Raw genomic sequence first — 20,285 nt, forward strand, 5'->3', positions numbered from 1 at the left:
AGGCAAGAGTATATGCCGAAACTGGATGACGCGCCCTAACGTGGAGTCATGCACCACCACGCCCACCACGCACCGCACGACCACGCGCACGACGAGTCGATGGCCGAGGTGCTCGACCTCGACGCCGCGATGAACCGGCCCTACTTCGAGTCGTTGCTCGACCGGGTCGCCGGACAGCTCGAGCGCGAACCGCGCACCGTCGTCGACATCGGCGCCGGCACAGGAACAGGCACACTCGCCCTGGCGCGCCGGTTCCCCCACGCGCAGCTCGTCGCTCTCGACCGGTCCGCCGGGATGCTCGAACGACTCCGGAAGACCGCCGCGTACAACGGGTTCGGTGATCGGATCCGGACCGTCGAGGCCGACCTCGATGCAGGACTTCCGGCCGTCGGTGCGATCGACCTCGCCTGGGCGGCGCTGTCCCTGCACCACATCGAGGATCCGGATGCAACGCTCCGGCAACTCGCCGAGGCGATGGCACCCGGGGGGACGGTGGTCGTCACCGAGATGGAGTCGCAACCACGATTCCTGCCCGACGACATCGGTATCGGTACACCGGGCCTCGAAGCGAGATGTCACGAGGCCGCGGCGTCCCGAGGGTGGAACAGGTGGCCCGACTGGAGCGACAACCTGCGTCGCGCCGGGTTCGGGATGGTCGAGATGCGCCGCGACGAACTCGGTGCCGACGTCGACGACACCGCACGCCGATACGCCCACGCGGTGCTGAGCCGGATGCGGACCGGCCTCGACAACGCCGTGTCCGACGAGGATCTCGACACGCTCGATCGACTCGTCGGCGACGGTCCCGACTCGGTGCTGCACCGGGCAGATCTGGTGGTGCGTGGATCCCGAACCGTGTGGATCGCACAGGCAATCAAGGAGGAGAACCGATGAACACCCAGGAGAACCCCACACAGGACGGTTACGACGTCGTCGTGATCGGCGGCGGCTCCGCCGGACTGAGTGCCGCCACAGCGCTGGCACGCTCACGCCGCTCGGTGCTTGTCGTCGATGCCGGAGAACCGCGCAACGCCCCTGCCGCGGCCGCGCACAACGTGATCGGACACGAAGGCATCGCGCCGACCGAACTGCTGGCTCTCGGACGGAAGGAGGCCGCCGGATACGGCGCCGAAATCCTGTCCGCACGAGCAGAATCCGCTCGTCGCAGCGACACGGGATTCGAGATCGGTCTCTCCGGCGGCACCACCGTGCAGGCACGTCGACTGATCCTCGCGACGGGACTGGTCGACGAGCTGCCCGACCTGCCCGGAGTCCGCGAACTGTGGGGGAAGAGTGTCCTGCACTGCCCGTACTGCCACGGCTGGGAGGTTCGGGACCGGCGCGTCGGCGTGATCTCGTCGGGGCCGATGAGCGTGCACCAGACCCTGTTGTTCCGTCAGCTCAGCGACGACGTCGCCTTCTTCACCCACTCGGCGCCCGCCCTGGAGAGCGAGGCCCGCGACCAGCTCGAGGCGCGCGACGTGCGGATCGTCGACGGCACCGTCGCGGAACTGCGAGCGGACGGCGAGGAGGTCCGTGCCGTGGTGCTCGAGGACGGCACCGAGGTCGAGGTCGACGCCGTGGTGGTCGCACCGCGTTTCGTCGCCCGCGCCGACCTGTACGAGCAGCTCGGCGGAACGGTCACCGACCATCCCGTGGGGACCCTCATCGAGACCGATCCGACGGGGAGGACCGCTCTGCCCGGCGTATGGGCGGCGGGCAACTCCGCCGACCTCTCCGCGGTGGTCGTGGTCGCTGCAGGCGCCGGCGTGATGACAGGGGCGGCCGTGAACGCCGACCTGATCGCGGAGGAGACGGCCGCGGCGGTGGAGGAACGAGCCGCCCGCGGACTCACCTTCGCCGAATAGTCCTGTCGGGCATACGAGAACGGCCGGGCGAGCACACGCTCGCCCGGCCGATTCGCGATCTGCGTCAGAACGGGTAGGGCGCGATGTCGGGACGCACCGTGACCCACTGGGTCTCGGTGAACGCCTCGATGTTCGCGCCTGGACCGCCGAAACGGGAACCGGTACCGGATGCCCCGACCCCGCCGAAGGGAGCGTTGGCCTCGTCGGCGACGGTCATCTCGTTGATGTGGATCTTGCCCGAGTGGATCCGGTCGGCGATCTTCATCGCTTGTCCCACGTCGCCGACGATGCTCACCGACAGGCCGTACTCGGACGCATTGGCCAGTTCGACGGCCTCGTCCGGGTCGGAGAACTTCAGCACCGGCGCGACGGGACCGAAGATCTCCTGGCCCCAGGCGGGCATCTTGGTGGTCAGATCGGTCAGGACGGTGGGCCGGTAGAACAACCCCTCGTGCGTGCCTCCGGCAGCGAGAGTGCCGCCCGCGGCGACGGTGTCCTGCACGATCGTGTCGATGTTCGCCAGCTGACGCTCGTCGATGATCGGGCCCAGGTGAACCGGGCCGCCTGCGGGATCGCCGACGACGAGCGCATCCGCCTTCGCGGCGAGGGCGCGCACGTAGTCGTCGTAGACGGACTCGTGCACCAGGTGCCGGCCGGTGGTCATGCAGATCTGGCCCTGGTGGAAGAACGATCCCATCGCTCCGACACCGGCAGCGAGATCGACGTCGGCGCCGGGGAGCACGATCATCGCGTTGTTGCCGCCGAGTTCGAGGTGGGTGCGCTTGAGATGTTCCGCGCCGGCCTTGCCGACGTGGCGTCCGGCGGCGGTGGATCCGGTGAACGAGACCACCCGCACCTCGGGAGCATCGACGGTTGCGGCGCCGACGTCACCACCACCGGGCAGCACCTGCAGCACACCGGCGGGTAGTCCGGCCTCCTCGAAGATCCGGGCCACGGCGACACCACCGATGACGGTGGTCCGCGGATCCGGCTTGAGCAGCACCGCATTGCCGAGGGCGAGAGCCGGGGCAACCGAGCGCATCGCGAGCAGCAACGGGAAGTTGAACGGTGCGATCACCGAGACGACGCCGGCGGGCAGGCGGCGCGCGATGGACCAGTGACCGTTGTCCGACGGCAGGTACTCACCGTGCGGATGGGTGGGCAGCGCCGACGCCTCGAAGCACTCGGTGGCGGAACCGAACACCTCCATGGCGGCCTTGTCCGGAATGGACCCGGCCTCGCGGAGTCCCCAGCCGATGAGTTCGTCGGCGTGCTCACGGAACTTCTCGCCGGCGCGACGGAGGATCTCCGCACGCTCGGACGGCGCCGTGGCGGCCCAGGACTTCTGTGCGGCGGCGGCAGCGCGGGCGGCGGCGTAGACGTCATCGGGGTCGGCCAGGCCGATCTCGGCGATTTGTTCCCCGGTCGCGGGGTTGGTGACCTTCGTGGTGCCGCCGTTGCCGGGGCGCCAGCCGTCGAGATGGATCTTTCCCGTCCACAGGGCTTCGTCGAGCAAGGCCATAGAGTTCTCCTCAGCGTGGTCGTCGCCGTCCCGCGCGCGTGGGACACCGATGTGTTCCACGAGTGTGGGAGCGATGACGGCTCGTAGGATCGATTCTTCTCATTCAACGAGAAAGCCCGCGATATCCGTCTACGCACGACGAACACCACGTGCACCGCTCCGCGGCCGAAGGGTCATGAGCGAGCACGATGATCCGAATGGATCTGGCTCTCATGGCAGTGGTCGGCATCGCCGGCACCGTGAGCATCGCGGCTGTACTCGGCCGCGCTGAGCATGCCGGCCCAGGACTTCCGCCGGAACTTCAAGGCCATCAGCGGACTCGGGGTCCTTCTCGTCGTCGTGACCACTGCGGCTGCTCACCATCGCGGCCGAACGCGGGGCCCTGCTCGAGGGCCGGGCGCGCGGTACCTACAGTTCGCAGACGCTCGGTGCGGCCCAGCGCCGCCTCGACCTCGAGGAGACCCGATTGCAGGCGCTGAGCGAACAACCCTGACGGTCGTCTCGCGGCGCGGACGCCCCGCCCGAGAACCCGCATCCCGCCGCACTGTTTGACATGATCGTTCGGTCCGGATCCGCCCGGGCGCGTCGTGACCCGGGTAGGAGTGACAGGTGTCGGAGGGCAGTACGGACAGAGCGCCGCGTCGGCGCGTCGGTCGATGGATCCTGATCGTCTTCGTCGTGGTGCTCGTCGGCGTGGCGGCGGCGTTCGTCCTCACCCCTGTGCCGGGATCACTGGTGGTGCGGAAGGTGTTCGAACGCGACGCGCGGGAGCAGACCGCGAAGCTCGCGGTGGACGCTCCGGAGACGGACTTCGTCGCCGACCTCCACTACGGGGAGGACGACCCGGACGCCTACCTCGACGTGTACACACCGCCGGGGACCACCGAGGCGCTGCCGACGATCGTGTGGACGCACGGCGGCGCATGGCTGTCGGGCAACCGCACCAACTACGCGGGCTACTACAGGCGTCTCGCGGCCGCCGGATTCACCGTGGTGTCGGTCGGCTACTCGCTCGCACCGGGCCACCGCTATCCGACCCCGGTGCGGCAACTCGTCGATGCGCAGCGCTACCTGCTCGAGCACGCCGACGAACTGCACATCGACACCGACCGGATCGTGCTCGCCGGTGATTCGGCCGGGGCGCAACTGTCCGCGCAGATCGCCGCCGCGATCACCGATCCCGACTACGCCGCGACCCTCGGTGTCGACCCGGCCTTCACTCCGGAGAACGTTCGCGGTGTCGTGCTCAACTGCGGCATCTACGACGTGTCCGCGATCGGTGGGAGCGGCGGGCTGATCGGATGGGGCGTGGAGCAGGCGATGTGGGCCTACACCGGCGCCCGGGAGTTCGCCACTTCGGATGCGGCGGGCCAGATGTCGGTGTTGAACTCGGTCACCGAGAACTTCCCGGCCACCTACATCTCCGGTGGCAACGCCGATCCGCTCACCGCCACCCAGTCCGAGAGGCTCGCGCCGCGGCTCACCGGACTGGGTGTGCAGGTGGATGCGTTGTTCTATCCGGACGATCACACACCGGAACTGGCACACGAGTACCAGTTCGATCTGTCGACACCGGATGCGCGTGCCGCGCTCGAGCGGACGATCGATTTCGTCCGCAAGGTCACGACGTAGCGCGCGCGGGGATCTCGGCGACGACGCGTTCGGCGAGCGGCCGCGAGGAGGCCGGGTTCTGGCCCGTGTACAGGACGCGGTCGACCACCACGTGCGGCTGCCAGGCGTCCGTGGACGAGAAGACCGCGCCCGCCTCCTGGAGTCGGTCCTGCAGCAACCAGGGTGCCTTGTCGGCCAGTCCCGCCTGGACCTCCTCGACGTTCGTGAACGCCGTCAGGCTGTAACCCTCGAACAACCAGCGACCGCCGGACTCGTGGGCGGGAAGCAGGGCAGCCGGGGCGTGGCACACCATCGCGACCACTTTGTCGGCCTCGACGAAGTGCCGGACGAGTTCACCGAACCGCTCGTCGACGGCCAGATCCTCCATCGGGGCGTGGCCACCGGGCACGAACAGCAGGTCGAAGTCCTCGGCCCGCTGGTCCTCGAGCACCGCCGCACCGGTGAGTACCGGCTGCAGCTTCTCGAGCGACGACTTCAACTCGGCCACGCGGTCCTCACCGCCTGCGGCGTCGGGTTCGAGGCTGGCCTGGTCCACGACGGGCGTGCGGCCGCCCGGAGTGGCAACGGTGATGTCGTAGCCGGCTTCGTCGAAGACGGTGTACGGCTCGACGAGTTCCTCCGCCCAGAAGCCCGTGGGATGGCGGGTGCCGTCCTGCAATGTCCAATGATCGGCGGAGCTGACGACGAACAGGATGCGGGTCATGGTGTGTCCTCTCTGATGAACGCAGAGGCCGGGTACCCGCTGTGAGCGGGACCGACACCGGCGGTGACGACGGTCGCCGGGTCCGCGACAGTGACGACGGTCGCCGGGTCCGCGACAGTGACGACGATCGCCGGGCCCACGAGGGACCCGGCGATCGTGTGACGTGACTGGGGTGCGGCGGATCAGATGCCGACCACCTCCTGCGCGATGGCGGCCAGACGGGTCTGGGCCGCGGAGATAACACCGTGTCGTGCCTTGTGCGCTTCCTCGTAGGCGACGATCGCCCGGATGTCCGCGGGCTCGGTCAGTTCCTTGACCGCCGCCACGGCCTTCGGGACGGTGAGATCGTCGTAGTTCCGGATCGGCAACTCCTCCTCGGTGAGGACACCCGAGGCGCTGCGTGCCTTGTGCAGAGCGTCGGCGGTACCGTCGGCGCCTTCACGACGGCTCACGCGCTCGGCCGTCTCGAGAGCCGCATCGCGCGAGGCACCGATGGTCTTGGCTGCGACGTCACCGGCATGCGCGCCGCGCGAGAGCAGCGACTCGATGCGGGGACGCGTCGAGCGGGCGACATCGATCGCTCGATCGATGCTGCGCGCCGACCAGGTGACCGGCGTGTTGACCAGGCGCACCGCTGCGCCGGCCGCGGCCTGCAGAGGAGTGCGACGCAGAGCGGCAGGACCACCGAGCGCCTCCTCCGCGATGACGGTGGTGAGCCACTCGACCGTCGCCGTGTGAGCCGTGATCAGACGGTCCGCCAGCGACACGATCGACTTGTGTCCGCCCGCGATGGCCAGCGCCTTCACGTAGCGGGCACGGTCGAGGAGCTGATGTTCGAGGGCGAGGTCCGACAGCAGTGCTTCGTCGAACGGCTGCGCCTGCTCGGTGAGGGTCTTCACCATGATGGCGGCGCGGCCGATGAACGGCCCGACCACATCGGGAAGTCCGCCCAGATCGCGGATCGCCTCTTCGATCGCCACCGCACGGATGCGGCAGTTCTCGGCGTTCTCGGTCAGCTCCTTGCGTACCGCTTCGGTTCGGGCCTGCGCGACACGCGTTTCGGCGACCTGGGTCTCTGCATGGGTCAGTTCGTGGAGAGTGCGCAACTGGGTGAGCAACGCGGGAGTTCGGTTCTCGGTCATCGTGCGTTCGCCTCCTTCGCACTGGAAGAGTCGGTGATCTACCGACGAATTCACATCCATCGAGAAATGACGTGACAACTGTCGGCTACCCGACCCCCGTAACTGCTAACGTCTATGTGATCCATAACACACCCTCTGGTCGGGTTCGTTGTTGCAGTGACCACTCGGCGCACGCGAGTCGCACGGGTCTCGGTTTGAGCCGGTTACTCGCGGGGAAACTTCGGAGCACACCTTGACGTGAGAGATCGAGGCCGGGACGAGACGCGGTCCGCCTGACTCCTCAGGTGATCGGCGACCGTGAGACGGCCGCAAGCAGCACAAAGGAAAGCGGGGACGACACGATGACCACGGCAGCACCCGTCATGCCCACGGACGTGATCACCGCTCCGGCGACGGTTGCTCCGTCGCAGTCGGCCGACATTCCGGCGCAGACGATCGACGCGCGGTCCGTCGAGGCCCCGCCGTCGGCCGCCGTGGCGTCGAGGGAGGTGGAACCTCCGGTGACGGAGGAGATGCCGGCCCTGCTCGAGCACCCGATCGCGGGCATGCTGATGTTCGTCGTCCTCGCCGTCTGCGGATTCGCAGCCGCCGCGGTGGTCGCAGGATCCCTGGCGGCCGGGCTCGCTCTGGTGGGTGTCGTCGGAGGAGTGGCGGCGACCCTCGTCGCTGTTCTCTGACGTGGCAGAACGACACCGGTAGGCCCGTTTCGTCCAGATCCGAGCGGGAGGATATCGTCTCCGGTCATGTCCAAGGAATTCGTTTTCACGTCCACGCTCGACCACAGCGTCGAACGCGTCCACGGCGCTTTGACCAGCGAGGACTTCTGGAACAGCCGACTGGCTGCGAGCCAGACCGGCGTGGCGCAGCTCGAGGTCGGCTCCGGTCCCGGGACCTTCCGCGCGAAGGTCTCCGACCAGATCGACACCTCCGCGCTGCCCGCGGTCGTCCGGGGCGTGGTGCGAGGACCTCTGATCATCGAGCGCACCGACGAATGGGGCGGACTCGGGGACGGTACGGCGCAGGGAACCCTCGCCGGCAGCACGTCGGGGCTGCCGATCACGATCGCGGCCCGTTCGGAGCTTCGTGGCAACGCGGACGGCGGTACCGAGATCGAGGTGCGTGGCGAGGCCACCGTCAAGGTTCCCGTCGTCGGTGGGCAGATCGAGGGCCTGATCGTCCAGCTCGTCGAGAACATCGTCCAGAACGATCGGACCGACCTCGACAAGTGGCTCACGGAGAACTGATTCGCAGGGGCGCCCGATCGATCGGCTTCCGATCGACGGATCATCTGGTCCGATGCCGTCGTTCCTTTTCCGAGGTACGGCGGCATCGTCGTTCCCGCCGGATTCGTCGGCGACACACCGGGTCAGGTCGTTGAAGAGGGGTGTGACCCAGGCCACCATCGGATCATGTCGATGCCGTGGGACGAGGACGGCGGCTACGCGTGGGAACGCCGCGAGGCCGGATACACCTGGGAGCAGATCGGCAGCGAACTCGGTTGCCCTGCCCATGTCGCACAGAATCTGGGGGAGCGCTACCGCGCGGATATCACTGCCGAGATGACGAGGAACCAGTTGTCGTTGTTCGACATCTCGACCGAGACCTGAATCCCGGCCCGCCGGTGTTCGCCGTGTGTTCATCGGATGTGCACCCGCACGGACCCCGTGTGAGGAGGCATCGTCTCCTCCGGAGGGGACCGTAGGTGTCATGGAGGCACTCGTGCGCGACTCCCTGTTCGGTTTCCTCCAGGAGAGCGGACTGGCCGGCTCGGGCGGTGAAGCGGCGGCGCTGCTCATGGAAGGTCTCGTCCGCGTCAATCATCGCCAGGTCCGCAGTCCCCGTACTCCACTTCGTGCCGGGGACGTCGTCTCGATCGTGGGTACGCGATCGATGGCGGTCTTCGGCGTCTCTCCCGGCGGGGTTCGTCCCGTCCTGTAGCTCGTCCGTCGCACGGAGCGCCCGCAACCTCCGGCACGGAGCACTCGCGACCTGCGACGCAGTCGCCTGTCCGGGCGGTGTGATAAGCCGTACCGGACGGGAACGAGCGACGACGAGGGGGAGCGACGCGTGCTGATACTGCACCGTGCCGAGCGCACCGGCATCCTGGCGGATGCGCTGGCCGAGGTGCTCGCCGAGCCCCTCGACGATCCGTTCGCGCGGGAGGTCGTCGCGGTGCCCGCGCGCGGTGTCGAAAGATGGCTCACCCAGCGGTTGTCGGGAATGCTCGGTTCCTCCGCCGGCGACGGGGTGGCCGCCAACATCGACTTCCCGTCCCCGTCCCGCCTCGTCGACGAAGCGCTCGCCGCGGCCTCCGGCATCACCGCCGACGACGATCCGTGGCATCCCTCCCGCATGTTGTGGTCGCTGCTCGGGGTGATCGACGAGTGCGTCGGCGAACCGTGGTGCGCCACCCTCGCGCGGCATCTCGGTCACGGCGCCGGCGACCACCGGGCCGGACGCCGGTACGCCACCGCAGCGCATCTCACCGGCCTTCTCCGCAGTTACGGACTCCAGCGCCCCGGGATGATCTCCCAGTGGGCGGCGGGGAACGACACCGACGGCACGGGTGCGCCTCTCGACGACCATCTGCGTTGGCAAGCCGAGCTGTGGCGACGGCTGCGCGCCCGCATCGGCGTCGACAGCCCGTCGCAGCGACTCGACGAACTGTGCGGCCGGCTGCGAGACGACCCCGACGTCGTCGACCTGCCCGAACGACTCTCGATGTTCGGTCCCCCCCGCCTCGACACCGTCCTCGTCGAGGTGCTGACCGCGCTCGGGCACCACCGCGACGTGCACATCTGGCTTCCGCATCCGAGCCCGGTGATGTGGGACGGACTGACCCGGCGTCCGGAGTCGATGCGTCGCGCCGACGACCACAGCGCTCTCGGGGTGCAGCACCCGCTGCTGGCCGCGCTCGGCCGCGACGTGCGCGAACTTCAGAGCCGGCTCTCCGGCCTCGAGTGCACCGACCTTCCGCATCCCTCACCCCGGCCGCCGGCGACGCTCCTCGGCCGGTTGCAGGCCGATCTCCGCGACGACCGCGCCCCCGCACACGGATCGGCCGCGCCCGACGGGACCGTGATGATCCATGCCTGCCACGGCCCCACCCGGCAGGTCGAGGTGCTCCGCGAGTGCCTGCTGCACCTGTTCCGCGACGACCCCACGCTCGAACCGCGCGACGTCGTCGTCATGTGCCCCGACGTCGAGACGTACGCGCCGCTCGTCCACGCCGCCTTCGGTGCCGGAGTCGGTGAGCATCCCGGCCACACGCTGCGGGTCCGTCTCGCCGATCGTGGCCTGCGCCGCACCGATCCGGTGCTTGCGGTGGTGTCCGAACTGCTCGCGCTCGCCGACGGCCGGGTCACCGCCAGCGAGGTCCTCGATCTCGCCGCCTCCGCCCCGGTGCGCCGCAAGTTCGGATTCGACGACGACGAACTCGAACGCCTGCAGGAGTGGACCACCGAGACCGGTGCCCGTTGGGGTCTCGGCCCGTGGCAGCGCAAGAGTTTCGGTCTCGGCGACTTCATGCAGAACACCTTCGGGGCGGCACTCGACCGCATCCTGCTCGGTGTCGCCGCCGACGGAGCGGACGGGGAGTGGCTGTCGCTGTCACTGCCCCTCGACGACGTCGACAGCAACGACATCGACCTCGCCGGTCGGTTCGCCGAGTTCATCGACCGGCTGACGGTGGTGCTGCTCCGGCTGCGCGGCCCGCACCCGGCGGGGCGGTGGTCGGACGAACTCGGTTACGGCATCGACCTGCTCGCCGACGTTCCCGCCGCCGACGCATGGCAGCTCACCCGCGCGCGTCGCGAGATCGGCGAGGCCGTCGAGCATGCCGGCGACACGCAGTTGTCCCTGAGCGACGTCCGGTCCATGCTCTCCTCCCGGCTCGCCGGGCGTCCGTCGCGCTCGAACTTCCGTACCGGCGAACTGACCGTGTGCACGATGGTGCCGATGCGCTCGGTGCCCCATCGCGTGGTGGTTCTCCTCGGTCTTGACGACGACGTCTTCCCTCGCACGGCCCACATCGACGGCGACGATGTCCTGACCCAGAATCCCTGTGTGGGAGAGCGTGATCCGCGCAGCGAGGACCGGCAGCTGCTGCTCGACGCGCTGATGGCCGCGGAGGAGCGTGTGCTGTTGTTCCACACCGGCGCCGACGCCGTCACCGGAGCACTGCGCCCACCGGCGATTCCGCTCACCGAGGTGCGCGACGTGGTGTCGACGATGACGGGAGTCGACGTCGACGACGAGCGCATCGTGCGGCGACATCCCCTGCAGCCCTTCGATCCGCGCAATTTCCGGGCCGACGACCCGTTCGGGTTCGGTGTCACCGCACTCGCGGGAGCCCGTGCCGGACAAGGAGTTTCGGTGGAGCGCGACCGGTCGGGTGCGCTCCTCGTCGACGACCTTCCGGCCCCGGCACGCACCGATGTCGATCTCGACGAACTCGTTTCCTTCCTGACACATCCGACGCAGGGATTCCTCCGGCAGCGACTCGGTCTGCGGATCCCCGACACCGACGAGGGCATCGCCGACGCACTCGACGTCGAACTCGACGGTCTCGCCCAGTGGCAACTGGGCGACCGCATGCTCGAAGCGCGATTGGCGGGCATGTCCGCGGGGGCCTTCCAGGACGCGGAATGGCGTCGCGGCACGCTCCCGCCGTTCGCGCTCGGCCGCAGGACCCTCGACGCGGTGAGCGACAACGTCGACCGCCTCGTGCACGCCTGCGCCGGTGTGCACACCGGGCAGGCCCGCACCGTCGACATCCGCGTCGATCTCGGCGACGGTCGTCGGCTCACCGGCACCGTCGGAGGTGTACACGGCGAGGTACTGGCCCGCAGCACCTATTCCAAGCTGTCCCCGAAACACCGGCTGGAAGCATGGATCCGGTTGCTCGCCGTCGTCGCCTCGGGTCATCCCGGACAGTGGCGTGCGGTGACCACCGGGCGCAGCCGTTCGCGCTCGTATCCGGCCTGGCGCTCGCCCCTTCTGGCCCCCGCCGATCCCGTCGCGCTGCTCGCCGCACTCGTCGATCTGCGCGATCGTGGACTGTGCCGGCCGCTGCCGCTCGTGACGGGCGCGTCGGCCGAGTACGCCGATCGCCGCCACCGCGGTGATTCCGTGGAGATGGCACTGTCGGCCGCCGGGAAGGCGTTCGGTGGCGCGTTCGGCGACGGCAAGGACCGTCACGTGCAGTATCTGTACGGGCCCGACGTCACGTTCGGGCAGCTCACCGCCGACGCACCGGAGGGTGTCGAGGCCGGCTGGTTCGACGACCCCACCCGTTTCGGTGTGCTCGCCCGACGGTTGTGGGAACCCCTGCTCGCCTCCGAGAACCAGGGACGCCCGTGAGAGAAGGACGCAGCGTGCCCGATACCGCCATCACCGATCCGCGCGCCGCGGGCGGTCCGCCGCCGGCAGGCTTCGATCTGCTCGGCCGGCTCCCGAGCGGCACCACCGTTCTCGAGGCCAGCGCGGGAACGGGGAAGACGTACGCGATCGTCGGGCTCGCCACCCGGTTCGTCGCCGAAGGGCGCGCCCACCTGTCGGATCTGCTGCTCGTCACCTTCAGCCGGGCTGCGACGCAGGAACTGCGCGAACGTACCCGGAACCGGTTCGCGCAGGTCGCCACCGCCCTCGCCGATCCCGAGAGTGCGCGGGCGAGCACCGACATGCTCGTCCGTCATCTCGCGAGCGAGGACGTCGACGCGCGGCGGGCCCGCCTACGACAGGCGTTGTCCGACTTCGACTCCGGCACCATTTCCACCACGCACGGCTTCTGCCGCCGCATGCTCGACGAACTCGGGATCGCCGGTGAACGCGAACCCGACGTCACGGTCGTCGAGGACGTCGACGACCTGCGGGTGGAGGTCGTCGACGATCTCTACCTGCGGCGCTACGGCAGGGGACAGGCCCCCATCACCTACGCCGAGGCGGCCGTCGCCGCGAAGGAGGCGATCTTCGACCCGCAGGCCGAACTCGCACCGAACGACGCCGACGGCACCGCGGCAGGCGAGCGTGTGGAATTCGCGCGTGCGGTCCGCGAGGAGGTCGAACGGCGCAAGCGCCGGCTCGGACTGCGCGACTTCGACGACCAGTTGTCCCTACTGCACGCGGTGCTCGGCGATCCGGAGCACGGCGACGCCGCCTGCCGGCGGATGCGTGCGCGCTTCTCCGTCGTCCTCGTCGACGAGTTCCAGGACACCGACCCCAAGCAGTGGGAGATCCTGCGCCGGGCGTTCCACGGGCACAGCACGCTCGTGCTCGTCGGCGACCCGAAACAGGCGATCTACGCCTTCCGCGGCGCGGAGGTGCTCAGCTATCTCGACGCCGTCTCCGAATCCGACACCTACTGCGAGCTGACCACCAATTGGCGCAGCGACGGCGATCTCGTCCGGGCGCTCGAACACGTCCATCTCGGTGCGGCTCTCGGTGATCCCCGCATCGTGGTGACCCCGGTGAAGGCGGCAGCCGCCGATTCCCGGCTCTCGGGTATCGCGCCCCTGCGGGTGCGTCACCTGCCCCGCGCCGGTGCCGGTCCGCTCAACGACTGGGGTTTCCCGCAGAACCTCGACGGCTTACGTGGGCGGGTCGCTCGCGACGTGGCGGCCGACATCGTGCGCCTGCTCGACGACGAGAACGTCACCGTCGACCTCGGTTCCGGGCCCGAGCGTGTGCAACCCGGGCACATCGCGGTCCTCGTGCGCAAACACAAACAGGTGACGCTCGTCCACGACGCGCTGACGAAGGCGAACGTGCCGTGCGTGGTCGCCGGGGGCACGAGTGTGTTCGCCACACCGTCCGCACAGCACTGGCTGTGGGTTCTCTATGCGCTCGAGCAGCCCCATCGCGCCGATCGCGTCCGGCTCGCCGCGCTCACCCCGTTGCTCGGCCGCACGATGACCGACATCGATTCGGAGGGCGAAGCGCTGGTCGTGGAGGTCGGCGGACTGCTCCGCGAACTGAACGACGTCTACGCCCGCACCGGCTTCGCCGCCGTCTTCGAACGCCTCGCGTCCTTCGGTTCGGTCGAGGCCCGCCTCCTCGATCAGCCGTCCGGGGAACGCACCCTCACAGACATCCGGCACGTCGCACAGTTGCTCGAGGACGTCGCCTCGGCACAGTCGCTGGGGCTGGCGGCACTCACCCGCTGGCTCGAGGATCGCATCAACGACCCCGACCGAGGTGGAGCCGACCGGATCCGGCGCCTCGACAGCGACGCCGCGGCGGTCCAGATCCTCACCGTGCACGGCAGCAAGGGACTCGAATTCCCCGTCGTCCACGTCCCGTACGGGTGGGATGCCGCGAAGAACCCCGAGCCCGACAAGCTGCTGCTGCACGAGTACGGCCGACGCATCCTCGATGTGGGCGGCAAGAGCGGTCCCGGTTATGTCGCGCGGCGGCGTCAGCACGAACTCGAGGAGGCGGGAGAGGAACTGCGCCTGCTGTACGTGGCGGTGACGCGCGCGCAGTGTGCGCTCACTCTCTGGTGGGCGCCGTCCACCCCCACCTCGCGGTCTCCGCTGCACCGGTTGCTGTTCGCCCGCGATCCCGGTTCGGCAGAGGTCTCCGCGGAAGGCCGGATCGGCCACGACGAGGCCATGGCCGAGGAATTCGACCGGTGGGCCGCGCGCGCCGACGGGGTCATCGCCGCCGAAGCGGTCGGGCCGCACCCGATTCCGGTGTTGCGCTGGACCCGCCCCCGCGTGGAGACCGGCCCACTCGCCGCCGCGCGCTTCGATCGGGTCGTCGACGAGAACTGGCGCAGGACCTCCTATTCGGCGCTCACCGCCTCGGTGCACGATGCGCCCGTGGTGAGCGGTGAGGTGGAGGAACCGGTGACGACCGACGAGCCTGCCGAGCCTCCGCTGAGCGCACCGGAAGCGGCGCGCGAAGGCATTCCGTCACCGATGAACGGACTGCCCGGCGGCACGATCTTCGGCACGCTGGTGCACGCCGTCCTCGAGGTCGTCGACACCTCCGCCGCCGACCTCGAGGCCGAACTGCTCGACTGCTGCCACGAGACGGTGCGACGCCAGATGTCGCCGATCGACCCCGTCCAGCTCGCGGCGGCGTTGCTCCCGGTGATGCGCACCCCGCTCGGGCCACTCGGCCGGACCCTCGCCGACTTCACGCCGTCCGACCGGCTCTCCGAACTCGACTTCGAGTTGCCGCTCACCGGAGGCGACAGCCCGGTGCCCGTCACCGTCACCCTCGACGCGGTCGGTGGGTTGCTGCGCCGGCCCCTGCCCGCCGACGATCCGATGGCGACCTACGCCGATCTGGTGCGCACCCTCGAGTCCGTGCCGCTGCGGGGTTACCTCAACGGCAGTATCGACGCCGTGCTGCGCACCGACGGTCCGCGATTCGTCGTCGTCGACTACAAGACCAACCGGCTCGCGCCCGTCGACGAACTGACCACCGCCCACTACACCCGCGAGTCGATGGCGGCGGAGATGCTCCGCGCGCACTATCCGATGCAGGCTCTGCTCTATTCCGTTGCCCTGCACCGTTATCTGCGGTGGCGGATGCGCGACTACGACCCGCACGTCCACCTCGGTGGTGTGCAGTACCTGTTCGTCCGCGGCATGGCCGGACCGGACAGTCCACCCGGCAGTGGCGTGTTCGACTGGCATCCGCCGGCCGATCTCGTCACCGACCTGTCCGACCTCCTCGCCGGAAAGGCCATGATTTCGTGATCGAGTCCATGACCGACGTTCGGATCGCCCAGCGCGGCAAGGGCGCTCTGCGGCAGTTCAACGAGGTGGGCGCACTCTCCGCCGCCGACGTGCACGTCGCCCTGCGACTCGCGGCGCTCGGCGGCGAGGACGACCCGCACGTGCATCTCGCCACCGCGCTGGCAGTGCGTGCCGTGCGATCCGGGTCGGTGTGCCTCGACCTCACCCGTTTCCGCGAGGTCACGGTCGACGAGGACGCGGACGGCCATCCCGTCGTCGCCCCCGCGAGCCTGCCGTGGCCTCGCGACGAGGACGTGCTCGCGGCGCTGCGTCGCAGCCCCCTCGTGGTCGGTGGCGACCGCGGACCTCTGCGTCCGCTGCGTCTCGTCGATACCGCCGAAGGTCCGCTGCTGTATCTCGACCGGTACTTCCGGCAGGAGCAGACGATCCGCCGGGTGCTCGCCGAGCGCACGGCGACGTTCCCCGACCTCGACGAGGAGCGCATCGCGACGACACTCGACGAGCTGTTCCACCATCCCGACGATCCCTCCCGGCCCGCGCCGGCACCCGATCGTCAGCGCGTCGCGGCGGCACTCGCCGCCACCCGACCGACCACGGTGATCGCGGGCGGGCCGGGCACCGGCAAGACCCACACCGTGGCGCGGATCCTCGCGCTGCTCCCCCGCCTGTACGGACACGAACTGCGCATCGGCCTGGCCGCTCCCACCGGCAAGGCCGCTGCGCGCCTCCAGGAATCGGTGCGCGAGCAGGAGACCGAGCTGGGTCTGCCGCCGAATCTCACCGCCATGACCGTGCACCGGATGCTCGGCTGGCAGCGCGGCCGCACCCGCTTCCGCTACCACGCGGGCAACCACCTGCCGTACGACGTGATCGTCGTCGACGAGACGTCGATGGTGTCGCTGACGATGATGTGCCGCCTGCTCGAGGCGGTGCGGCCCGACACCCGGCTCGTCCTCGTGGGCGACCCCGACCAGCTCGCCTCGGTCGACGCCGGTGCGGTGCTTGCCGACCTCGTGGGGCGCCCGGTCAGCGGCACCCTCGATCCGGTCTTCGAACGGGTCGTCGCCCGCGATGTGGCGGCCGCCGACGACCCCGCCGAGGCGGCCTTCACTCCGACCCAACGCGCCCGGCTCGGTGGCGGTGTCGTGCGGCTGAGCCGCGGCCGCCGCTTCGGTGGTGCGATCGCCGAGCTGGCGGTGGCCGTCCGCAAGGGCGCCGACGACGAGGTGCTCGACATCCTGCGCAGGGGCGACCCGGAGGTCTCGTTCGTGGCCCCCTCCGACCTCGACGCCCTGCGCGACGACATCGTCCGCTCCGCCGCCGAGGTCACCAAGTCCGCCGAGACGGGGGACGTCGAGACGGCGCTGAAGCGGTTCGAGGAACATCGGTTGCTGTGCGCGCACCGTGACGGCCCGGCCGGTGTGCAGTGGTGGGCGCGGCAGGCCGCCGAGTGGATCGGGGAGGCCGCGGGGCAGCGACTCGATCCCGAGAGCTGGTATCCGGGCCGACCGTTGCTCGTCACCGCGAACGACCACGACATGCAGATCTACAACGGCGACACCGGCGTGGTCGTGCGGCGCGGCGACGAACTCGTCGCGGCGTTCGCACGCGGCGAGACGCCGTTCGAACTGCGCCCGAGTCAGCTCCCGGCGGTGAGCACCGTCTACGCGATGACGATCCACCGCAGCCAGGGCAGTCAGTACGGCACCGTCTCGGTGGTGCTGCCCGATTCCGGATCGGCGCTGCTCACCCGCGAACTGCTGTACACCGCGATCACGCGTGCGCGGTCGCACGTGCGGATCATCGGGACCGAGGATGCGGTACGCGCGGGCGTGGCACGGCAGGTGCTCCGAGCGAGTGGGCTGCGGCGGGAGATCCGCGTGTAGCCGGTCCGTCTCCGCACCCGTATCGAGTGAGGACGAGGCCCGATCCCGTCGACCCATCGTCGCAACACTGTCTCCGTCGGCGAACCGGACGTGGCATGCTCGAGATGGCGCGCACGACAGACGACGAACGAGCCGAGCGATGGACTGGTTGGACGCGGACGGGTACACGATCGGGCGGCTGCTGGTCACCCGTGGACTCGCGGTGCTGTACGCCGTGGCTTTCCTCGCGGCCCTGCTGCAGTTCCGGGTGCTGATCGGCGAACGCGGCATCCTTCCCGCCCCGCGCTTCCTGGCGCTCACATCGTTCCGGCAGTCGCCGAGCCTGTTCCACTGGAGATACTCCGACGCTCTGTTCACCGCGGTTGCCGCGGTGGGTCTCGTGTTGTCGGTGGTGACGGTGCTCGGTGTCACCGAGCAGTTGCCGCTCGTGGTCTGCATGCTCGTGTGGTTCGTGATGTGGCTGCTGTACCTGTCGATCGTCAACGTCGGCCAGGTCTGGTACTCGTTCGGCTGGGAGTCGCTGCTGCTCGAGGGCGGTGTGCTCGCGATCTTCCTGGGCAACGCCGATACCGCGCCTCCGCTGCTCGTGCTGATCCTGCTGCGCTGGTTGCTGTTTCGCCTGGAGTTCGGTGCCGGACTGATCAAGATGCGTGGCGACCGGTGCTGGCGCGATCTGACGTGCCTGTACTACCACCACGAAACCCAGCCGATGCCCGGCCCGCTCAGCCGCTACTTCCACCTGATCCCGCGGCCGCTGCACAAGGTGGAGGTGGCGGGTAACCACTTCACCCAGCTCGTCGTGCCGTTCGGATTGTTCCTGCCGCAACCGGTCGCCGGGATCGCCGCACTGATCATGATCGTCACGCAGTTGTGGCTGGGGACGAGCGGCAATTTCGCGTGGCTCAACTGGATCACCATCGTCATCGCGCTGTCGGTGGTGCCCGACAGCTTCTACGGGTTGCTGATCGACTCCACCACGACCTACGGTCCGACACCGATCGCGTTCACCGTCGCCGTGGTGGCGCTGACCGTGCTGGTCGCGGTGCTCAGCTACTGGCCGGTGTCGAATCTGATGTCGCATCGGCAGGCGATGAACGCCTCGTTCAACAAGTGGCACTTCGTGAACACCTACGGCGCGTTCGGCACCGTCACACGCACCCGGCGGGAAGTGATCGTCGAAGGCACCACCGATGCGGTGGTGACACCGGCGACGGAGTGGCGCGAGTACGAGTTCAAGGGCAAACCGGGCGACGTGTATCGCAGGCCTCGTCAGTACGCGCCGTACCACCTGCGTCTGGACTGGTTGATGTGGTTCGCGGGGATCTCGCGCGACTACGCCGCGGGGTGGTTCCCGCGGTTCGCGGGAAAACTGCTGGAGAACGATCCGGCCACCGTGAAGTTGCTCCGGCACAACCCGTTCCCGGACGACCCGCCCCGTCTGGTGCGGGCCCGCCTGTTCCGCTACCGCTTCGCCACGCGCGCCGAACGACGCGCGACGCGCCAGTGGTGGATGCGGGACGAGATCGGCGATTTCATGATGCCGATGGCGCGGGACGACCTGCCCTGACCGCGCTCCTTGATCGCCGATGCGGTCACCACACCTCGCCACCGGTCTCCGACACGGTGAAGCCATGGGTGTCCGTCTCGCACGTGACAGCGGTCTTCTCGTCGACGGTGCACGTGAACGGATCAACGGTGAGAGTGCTGCCGTGGGGCAGCGTATTCGGGGCACCTCCGAGATCCGTGAACGCGATGTCGCCGATGCTGACCCACTCTCCGGGGCCGTCCCCTTCGAGCATCAGGGCGTTCGCGGGCACCAGCACGTCGGGCGCGCCGCTGCCGGGGACCCGGGGTGCACTCGCCGGCATCGTGCCCTGGCAGCCCGTCAGGGGAGCGGTGTGGACGAGGATGGCGCATCCGAACTGCCCGCCCGGCGAGGCGAAGTAGTACACGCCCTCGCTGGTCGCCGCGTAGTCGTCGGGGTCGACCGGCTTCGGTGCGGCCGTGGTGGTCGCGGTCGTGGTCGGCGCCGACGAGGTCGCCGTGGTGCTCGACGGCTCGGGGGGTGCTTCGGATGCGGTGGCCTCACCCTCCACGCTGCGCGAACCCCCTGCCGCGACGAGTGCCGCACCCGCGACGACGACGAAGCTGACGAGGCGTGCGCGGCGACTGATCATGCGGGGCAGCATAGCGAGCGTCGGGATCGACGCAAGTTCCGCTCCGATCGACTCGGAGGCGGTGGCTTCGATCGGCTCAGAGCCGGCGCGTCACCCGAGCAGGTACGCCCGTCGCCACGACGTTCGGCGGCAGGTCGCGGGTGACCACCGCGCCGGCTCCCACGACCGTGTTCTCGCCGATCGTGACGCCCGGTCCGACGATTGCGCCCCCGCCGAGCCACACGTTGTCGCCGATCGTGATGGGTTGCGCCGATTCCCACTTCGCGCGGCGGAGATCGGGATCGAGGGGATGAGTGGGGGTGAGGAGTTGCACGTTCGGGCCGATCTGCACGTCCGAGCCGATCGTGATCGGCGCGACGTCGAGCATGATCGCGCCGAAGTTGACGAATGTCCCGTCCCCCACGGTGATCCGATACCCGTAGTCCACCTGCAGTGGCGGCCGGATCTCCACGTCGTCACCGATCGAGTCGAACAACTCCTCGAGGAGTGCGCGACGCGCATCCGTATCCGCTGCACTCGACGCGTTGTACTTCTCGGTCAGCAGCGCTGCCCGCAGCGCGTCGGCGGCGAGTTCGGGGTCGTCGGCGATGTAGAGTTCGCCGGCCAGCATCCGTTCCTTCTGCTCGCCCACTGAGGATCCTTCCGTC

General features: G+C 69.2%; 17 protein-coding genes. 12 read left to right on the forward strand and 5 right to left on the reverse strand.

Translation table 11 applies throughout. From position 1 onward, the window contains the following. The first annotated feature begins 48 nt into the window (after positions 1-48). Together IM25_RS11835 and IM25_RS11840 are read left to right on the forward strand one after the other, a co-directional pair. Entirely contained in the window at positions 49-894 is an 846-nt protein-coding gene (locus tag IM25_RS11835; protein ID WP_019287985.1) for a class I SAM-dependent methyltransferase, read from the forward strand. Then, on the forward strand, positions 891-1,868 hold the full coding sequence (locus tag IM25_RS11840) for an NAD(P)/FAD-dependent oxidoreductase (protein ID WP_019287986.1): 978 nt from the start codon (positions 891-893) through the stop codon (positions 1,866-1,868). The genes IM25_RS11835 and IM25_RS11840 overlap by 4 nt, the downstream gene beginning before the upstream one ends. 64 nt (positions 1,869-1,932) lie before the next feature. Here the strand turns inward: IM25_RS11840 and IM25_RS11845 are convergent, their stop codons facing one another. Then, entirely contained in the window at positions 1,933-3,390 is a 1,458-nt protein-coding gene (locus IM25_RS11845) for a benzaldehyde dehydrogenase (protein ID WP_033097378.1), read from the reverse strand. A gap of 609 nt (positions 3,391-3,999) precedes the next feature. Between IM25_RS11845 and IM25_RS11850 the strand changes: the two genes are divergently transcribed. After that, a complete protein-coding gene (locus IM25_RS11850; RefSeq protein WP_065996057.1) occupies positions 4,000-5,022 on the forward strand; it encodes an alpha/beta hydrolase in 1,023 nt (340 codons plus the stop codon). Here the strand turns inward: IM25_RS11850 and IM25_RS11855 are convergent. Then, entirely contained in the window at positions 5,012-5,725 is a 714-nt protein-coding gene (locus tag IM25_RS11855) for a type 1 glutamine amidotransferase domain-containing protein (RefSeq protein WP_033097260.1), read from the reverse strand. The two genes, IM25_RS11850 and IM25_RS11855, sit on opposite strands and share 11 nt — an antisense overlap. A 41-nt stretch (positions 5,726-5,766) precedes the next feature. On the opposite strand from IM25_RS11855, the gene IM25_RS27370 reads away from it, so the two are divergent. Next, the gene (locus IM25_RS27370; RefSeq protein ID WP_257785272.1) at positions 5,767-5,892 is read left to right on the forward strand and encodes a hypothetical protein; all 126 of its coding nucleotides are present in this window, start codon (positions 5,767-5,769) and stop codon (positions 5,890-5,892) included. 15 nt (positions 5,893-5,907) lie between these two features. Here the strand turns inward: IM25_RS27370 and IM25_RS11860 are convergent, their stop codons facing one another. After that, positions 5,908-6,867, reverse strand: coding sequence for a hypothetical protein (locus IM25_RS11860; protein WP_006550653.1), 960 nt, complete (start codon positions 6,865-6,867; stop codon positions 5,908-5,910). Between the two features lie 341 nt (positions 6,868-7,208). Here IM25_RS11860 and IM25_RS11865 point away from each other — a divergent pair, with 341 nt between their 5' ends. The 8 genes from IM25_RS11865 to IM25_RS11900 all read left to right on the forward strand — a co-directional run bounded on the left by IM25_RS11865 (position 7,209) and on the right by IM25_RS11900 (position 19,028). Continuing rightward, positions 7,209-7,544, forward strand: coding sequence for a hypothetical protein (locus IM25_RS11865; RefSeq protein ID WP_033097379.1), 336 nt, complete (start codon positions 7,209-7,211; stop codon positions 7,542-7,544). A gap of 66 nt (positions 7,545-7,610) precedes the next feature. Continuing rightward, complete coding sequence (locus IM25_RS11870) at positions 7,611-8,111, forward strand: DUF2505 domain-containing protein (protein ID WP_033097261.1); 501 nt, start codon at positions 7,611-7,613, stop codon at positions 8,109-8,111. A 165-nt stretch (positions 8,112-8,276) separates the two neighbouring features. Further along, positions 8,277-8,474, forward strand: a complete 198-nt coding sequence (locus IM25_RS11875) for a hypothetical protein (RefSeq protein ID WP_019287992.1) — start codon at positions 8,277-8,279, stop codon at positions 8,472-8,474. A 100-nt stretch (positions 8,475-8,574) separates the two neighbouring features. Then, positions 8,575-8,805: an RNA-binding S4 domain-containing protein gene (locus IM25_RS11880; RefSeq protein ID WP_006550649.1), complete on the forward strand. Its 231-nt coding sequence runs from the start codon at positions 8,575-8,577 to the stop codon at positions 8,803-8,805. 129 nt (positions 8,806-8,934) lie between these two features. Continuing rightward, positions 8,935-12,228, forward strand: coding sequence for an exodeoxyribonuclease V subunit gamma (gene recC, locus IM25_RS11885; protein WP_065996058.1), 3,294 nt, complete (start codon positions 8,935-8,937; stop codon positions 12,226-12,228). A gap of 14 nt (positions 12,229-12,242) precedes the next feature. After that, positions 12,243-15,575, forward strand: coding sequence for a UvrD-helicase domain-containing protein (locus IM25_RS11890; protein ID WP_065996059.1), 3,333 nt, complete (start codon positions 12,243-12,245; stop codon positions 15,573-15,575). An 8-nt stretch (positions 15,576-15,583) separates the two neighbouring features. Next, complete coding sequence (gene recD, locus IM25_RS11895; RefSeq protein ID WP_065996519.1) at positions 15,584-17,461, forward strand: exodeoxyribonuclease V subunit alpha; 1,878 nt, start codon at positions 15,584-15,586, stop codon at positions 17,459-17,461. Positions 17,462-17,600: 139 nt separating this feature from the next. After that, positions 17,601-19,028 carry a lipase maturation factor family protein gene (locus IM25_RS11900; RefSeq protein WP_065996060.1) on the forward strand — a complete coding sequence of 476 codons (1,428 nt, stop codon included), beginning with the start codon at positions 17,601-17,603 and terminating at the stop codon, positions 19,026-19,028. 25 nt (positions 19,029-19,053) lie between these two features. Here IM25_RS11900 and IM25_RS11905 read toward each other — a convergent pair whose 3' ends face one another. Then, positions 19,054-19,638 carry a hypothetical protein gene (locus IM25_RS11905; protein ID WP_232333314.1) on the reverse strand — a complete coding sequence of 195 codons (585 nt, stop codon included), beginning with the start codon at positions 19,636-19,638 and terminating at the stop codon, positions 19,054-19,056. 76 nt (positions 19,639-19,714) lie between these two features. Further along, positions 19,715-20,269, reverse strand: coding sequence for a sugar O-acetyltransferase (locus tag IM25_RS11910; RefSeq protein WP_033097265.1), 555 nt, complete (start codon positions 20,267-20,269; stop codon positions 19,715-19,717). Between the last annotated feature and the right edge of the window lie 16 nt (positions 20,270-20,285).

The organism is Rhodococcus sp. p52 (assembly GCF_000763325.2).
Classification (GTDB): domain Bacteria; phylum Actinomycetota; class Actinomycetes; order Mycobacteriales; family Mycobacteriaceae; genus Rhodococcus; species Rhodococcus pyridinivorans.

Coding starts and splice junctions, on each gene's coding strand:
- IM25_RS11835 (WP_019287985.1), top strand. CDS start 49: ATGCACCACCACGCCCACCACGCACCGCACGACCACGCGCACGACGAG.
- IM25_RS11840 (WP_019287986.1), top strand. CDS start 891: ATGAACACCCAGGAGAACCCCACACAGGACGGTTACGACGTCGTCGTG.
- IM25_RS11845 (WP_033097378.1), bottom strand. CDS start 3,390: ATGGCCTTGCTCGACGAAGCCCTGTGGACGGGAAAGATCCATCTCGAC.
- IM25_RS11855 (WP_033097260.1), bottom strand. CDS start 5,725: ATGACCCGCATCCTGTTCGTCGTCAGCTCCGCCGATCATTGGACATTG.
- IM25_RS11860 (WP_006550653.1), bottom strand. CDS start 6,867: ATGACCGAGAACCGAACTCCCGCGTTGCTCACCCAGTTGCGCACTCTC.
- IM25_RS11865 (WP_033097379.1), top strand. CDS start 7,209: ATGACCACGGCAGCACCCGTCATGCCCACGGACGTGATCACCGCTCCG.
- IM25_RS11870 (WP_033097261.1), top strand. CDS start 7,611: ATGTCCAAGGAATTCGTTTTCACGTCCACGCTCGACCACAGCGTCGAA.
- IM25_RS11875 (WP_019287992.1), top strand. CDS start 8,277: ATGTCGATGCCGTGGGACGAGGACGGCGGCTACGCGTGGGAACGCCGC.
- IM25_RS11880 (WP_006550649.1), top strand. CDS start 8,575: ATGGAGGCACTCGTGCGCGACTCCCTGTTCGGTTTCCTCCAGGAGAGC.
- recD (WP_065996519.1), top strand. CDS start 15,584: ATGACCGACGTTCGGATCGCCCAGCGCGGCAAGGGCGCTCTGCGGCAG.
- IM25_RS11900 (WP_065996060.1), top strand. CDS start 17,601: ATGGACTGGTTGGACGCGGACGGGTACACGATCGGGCGGCTGCTGGTC.
- IM25_RS11905 (WP_232333314.1), bottom strand. CDS start 19,638: ATGATCAGTCGCCGCGCACGCCTCGTCAGCTTCGTCGTCGTCGCGGGT.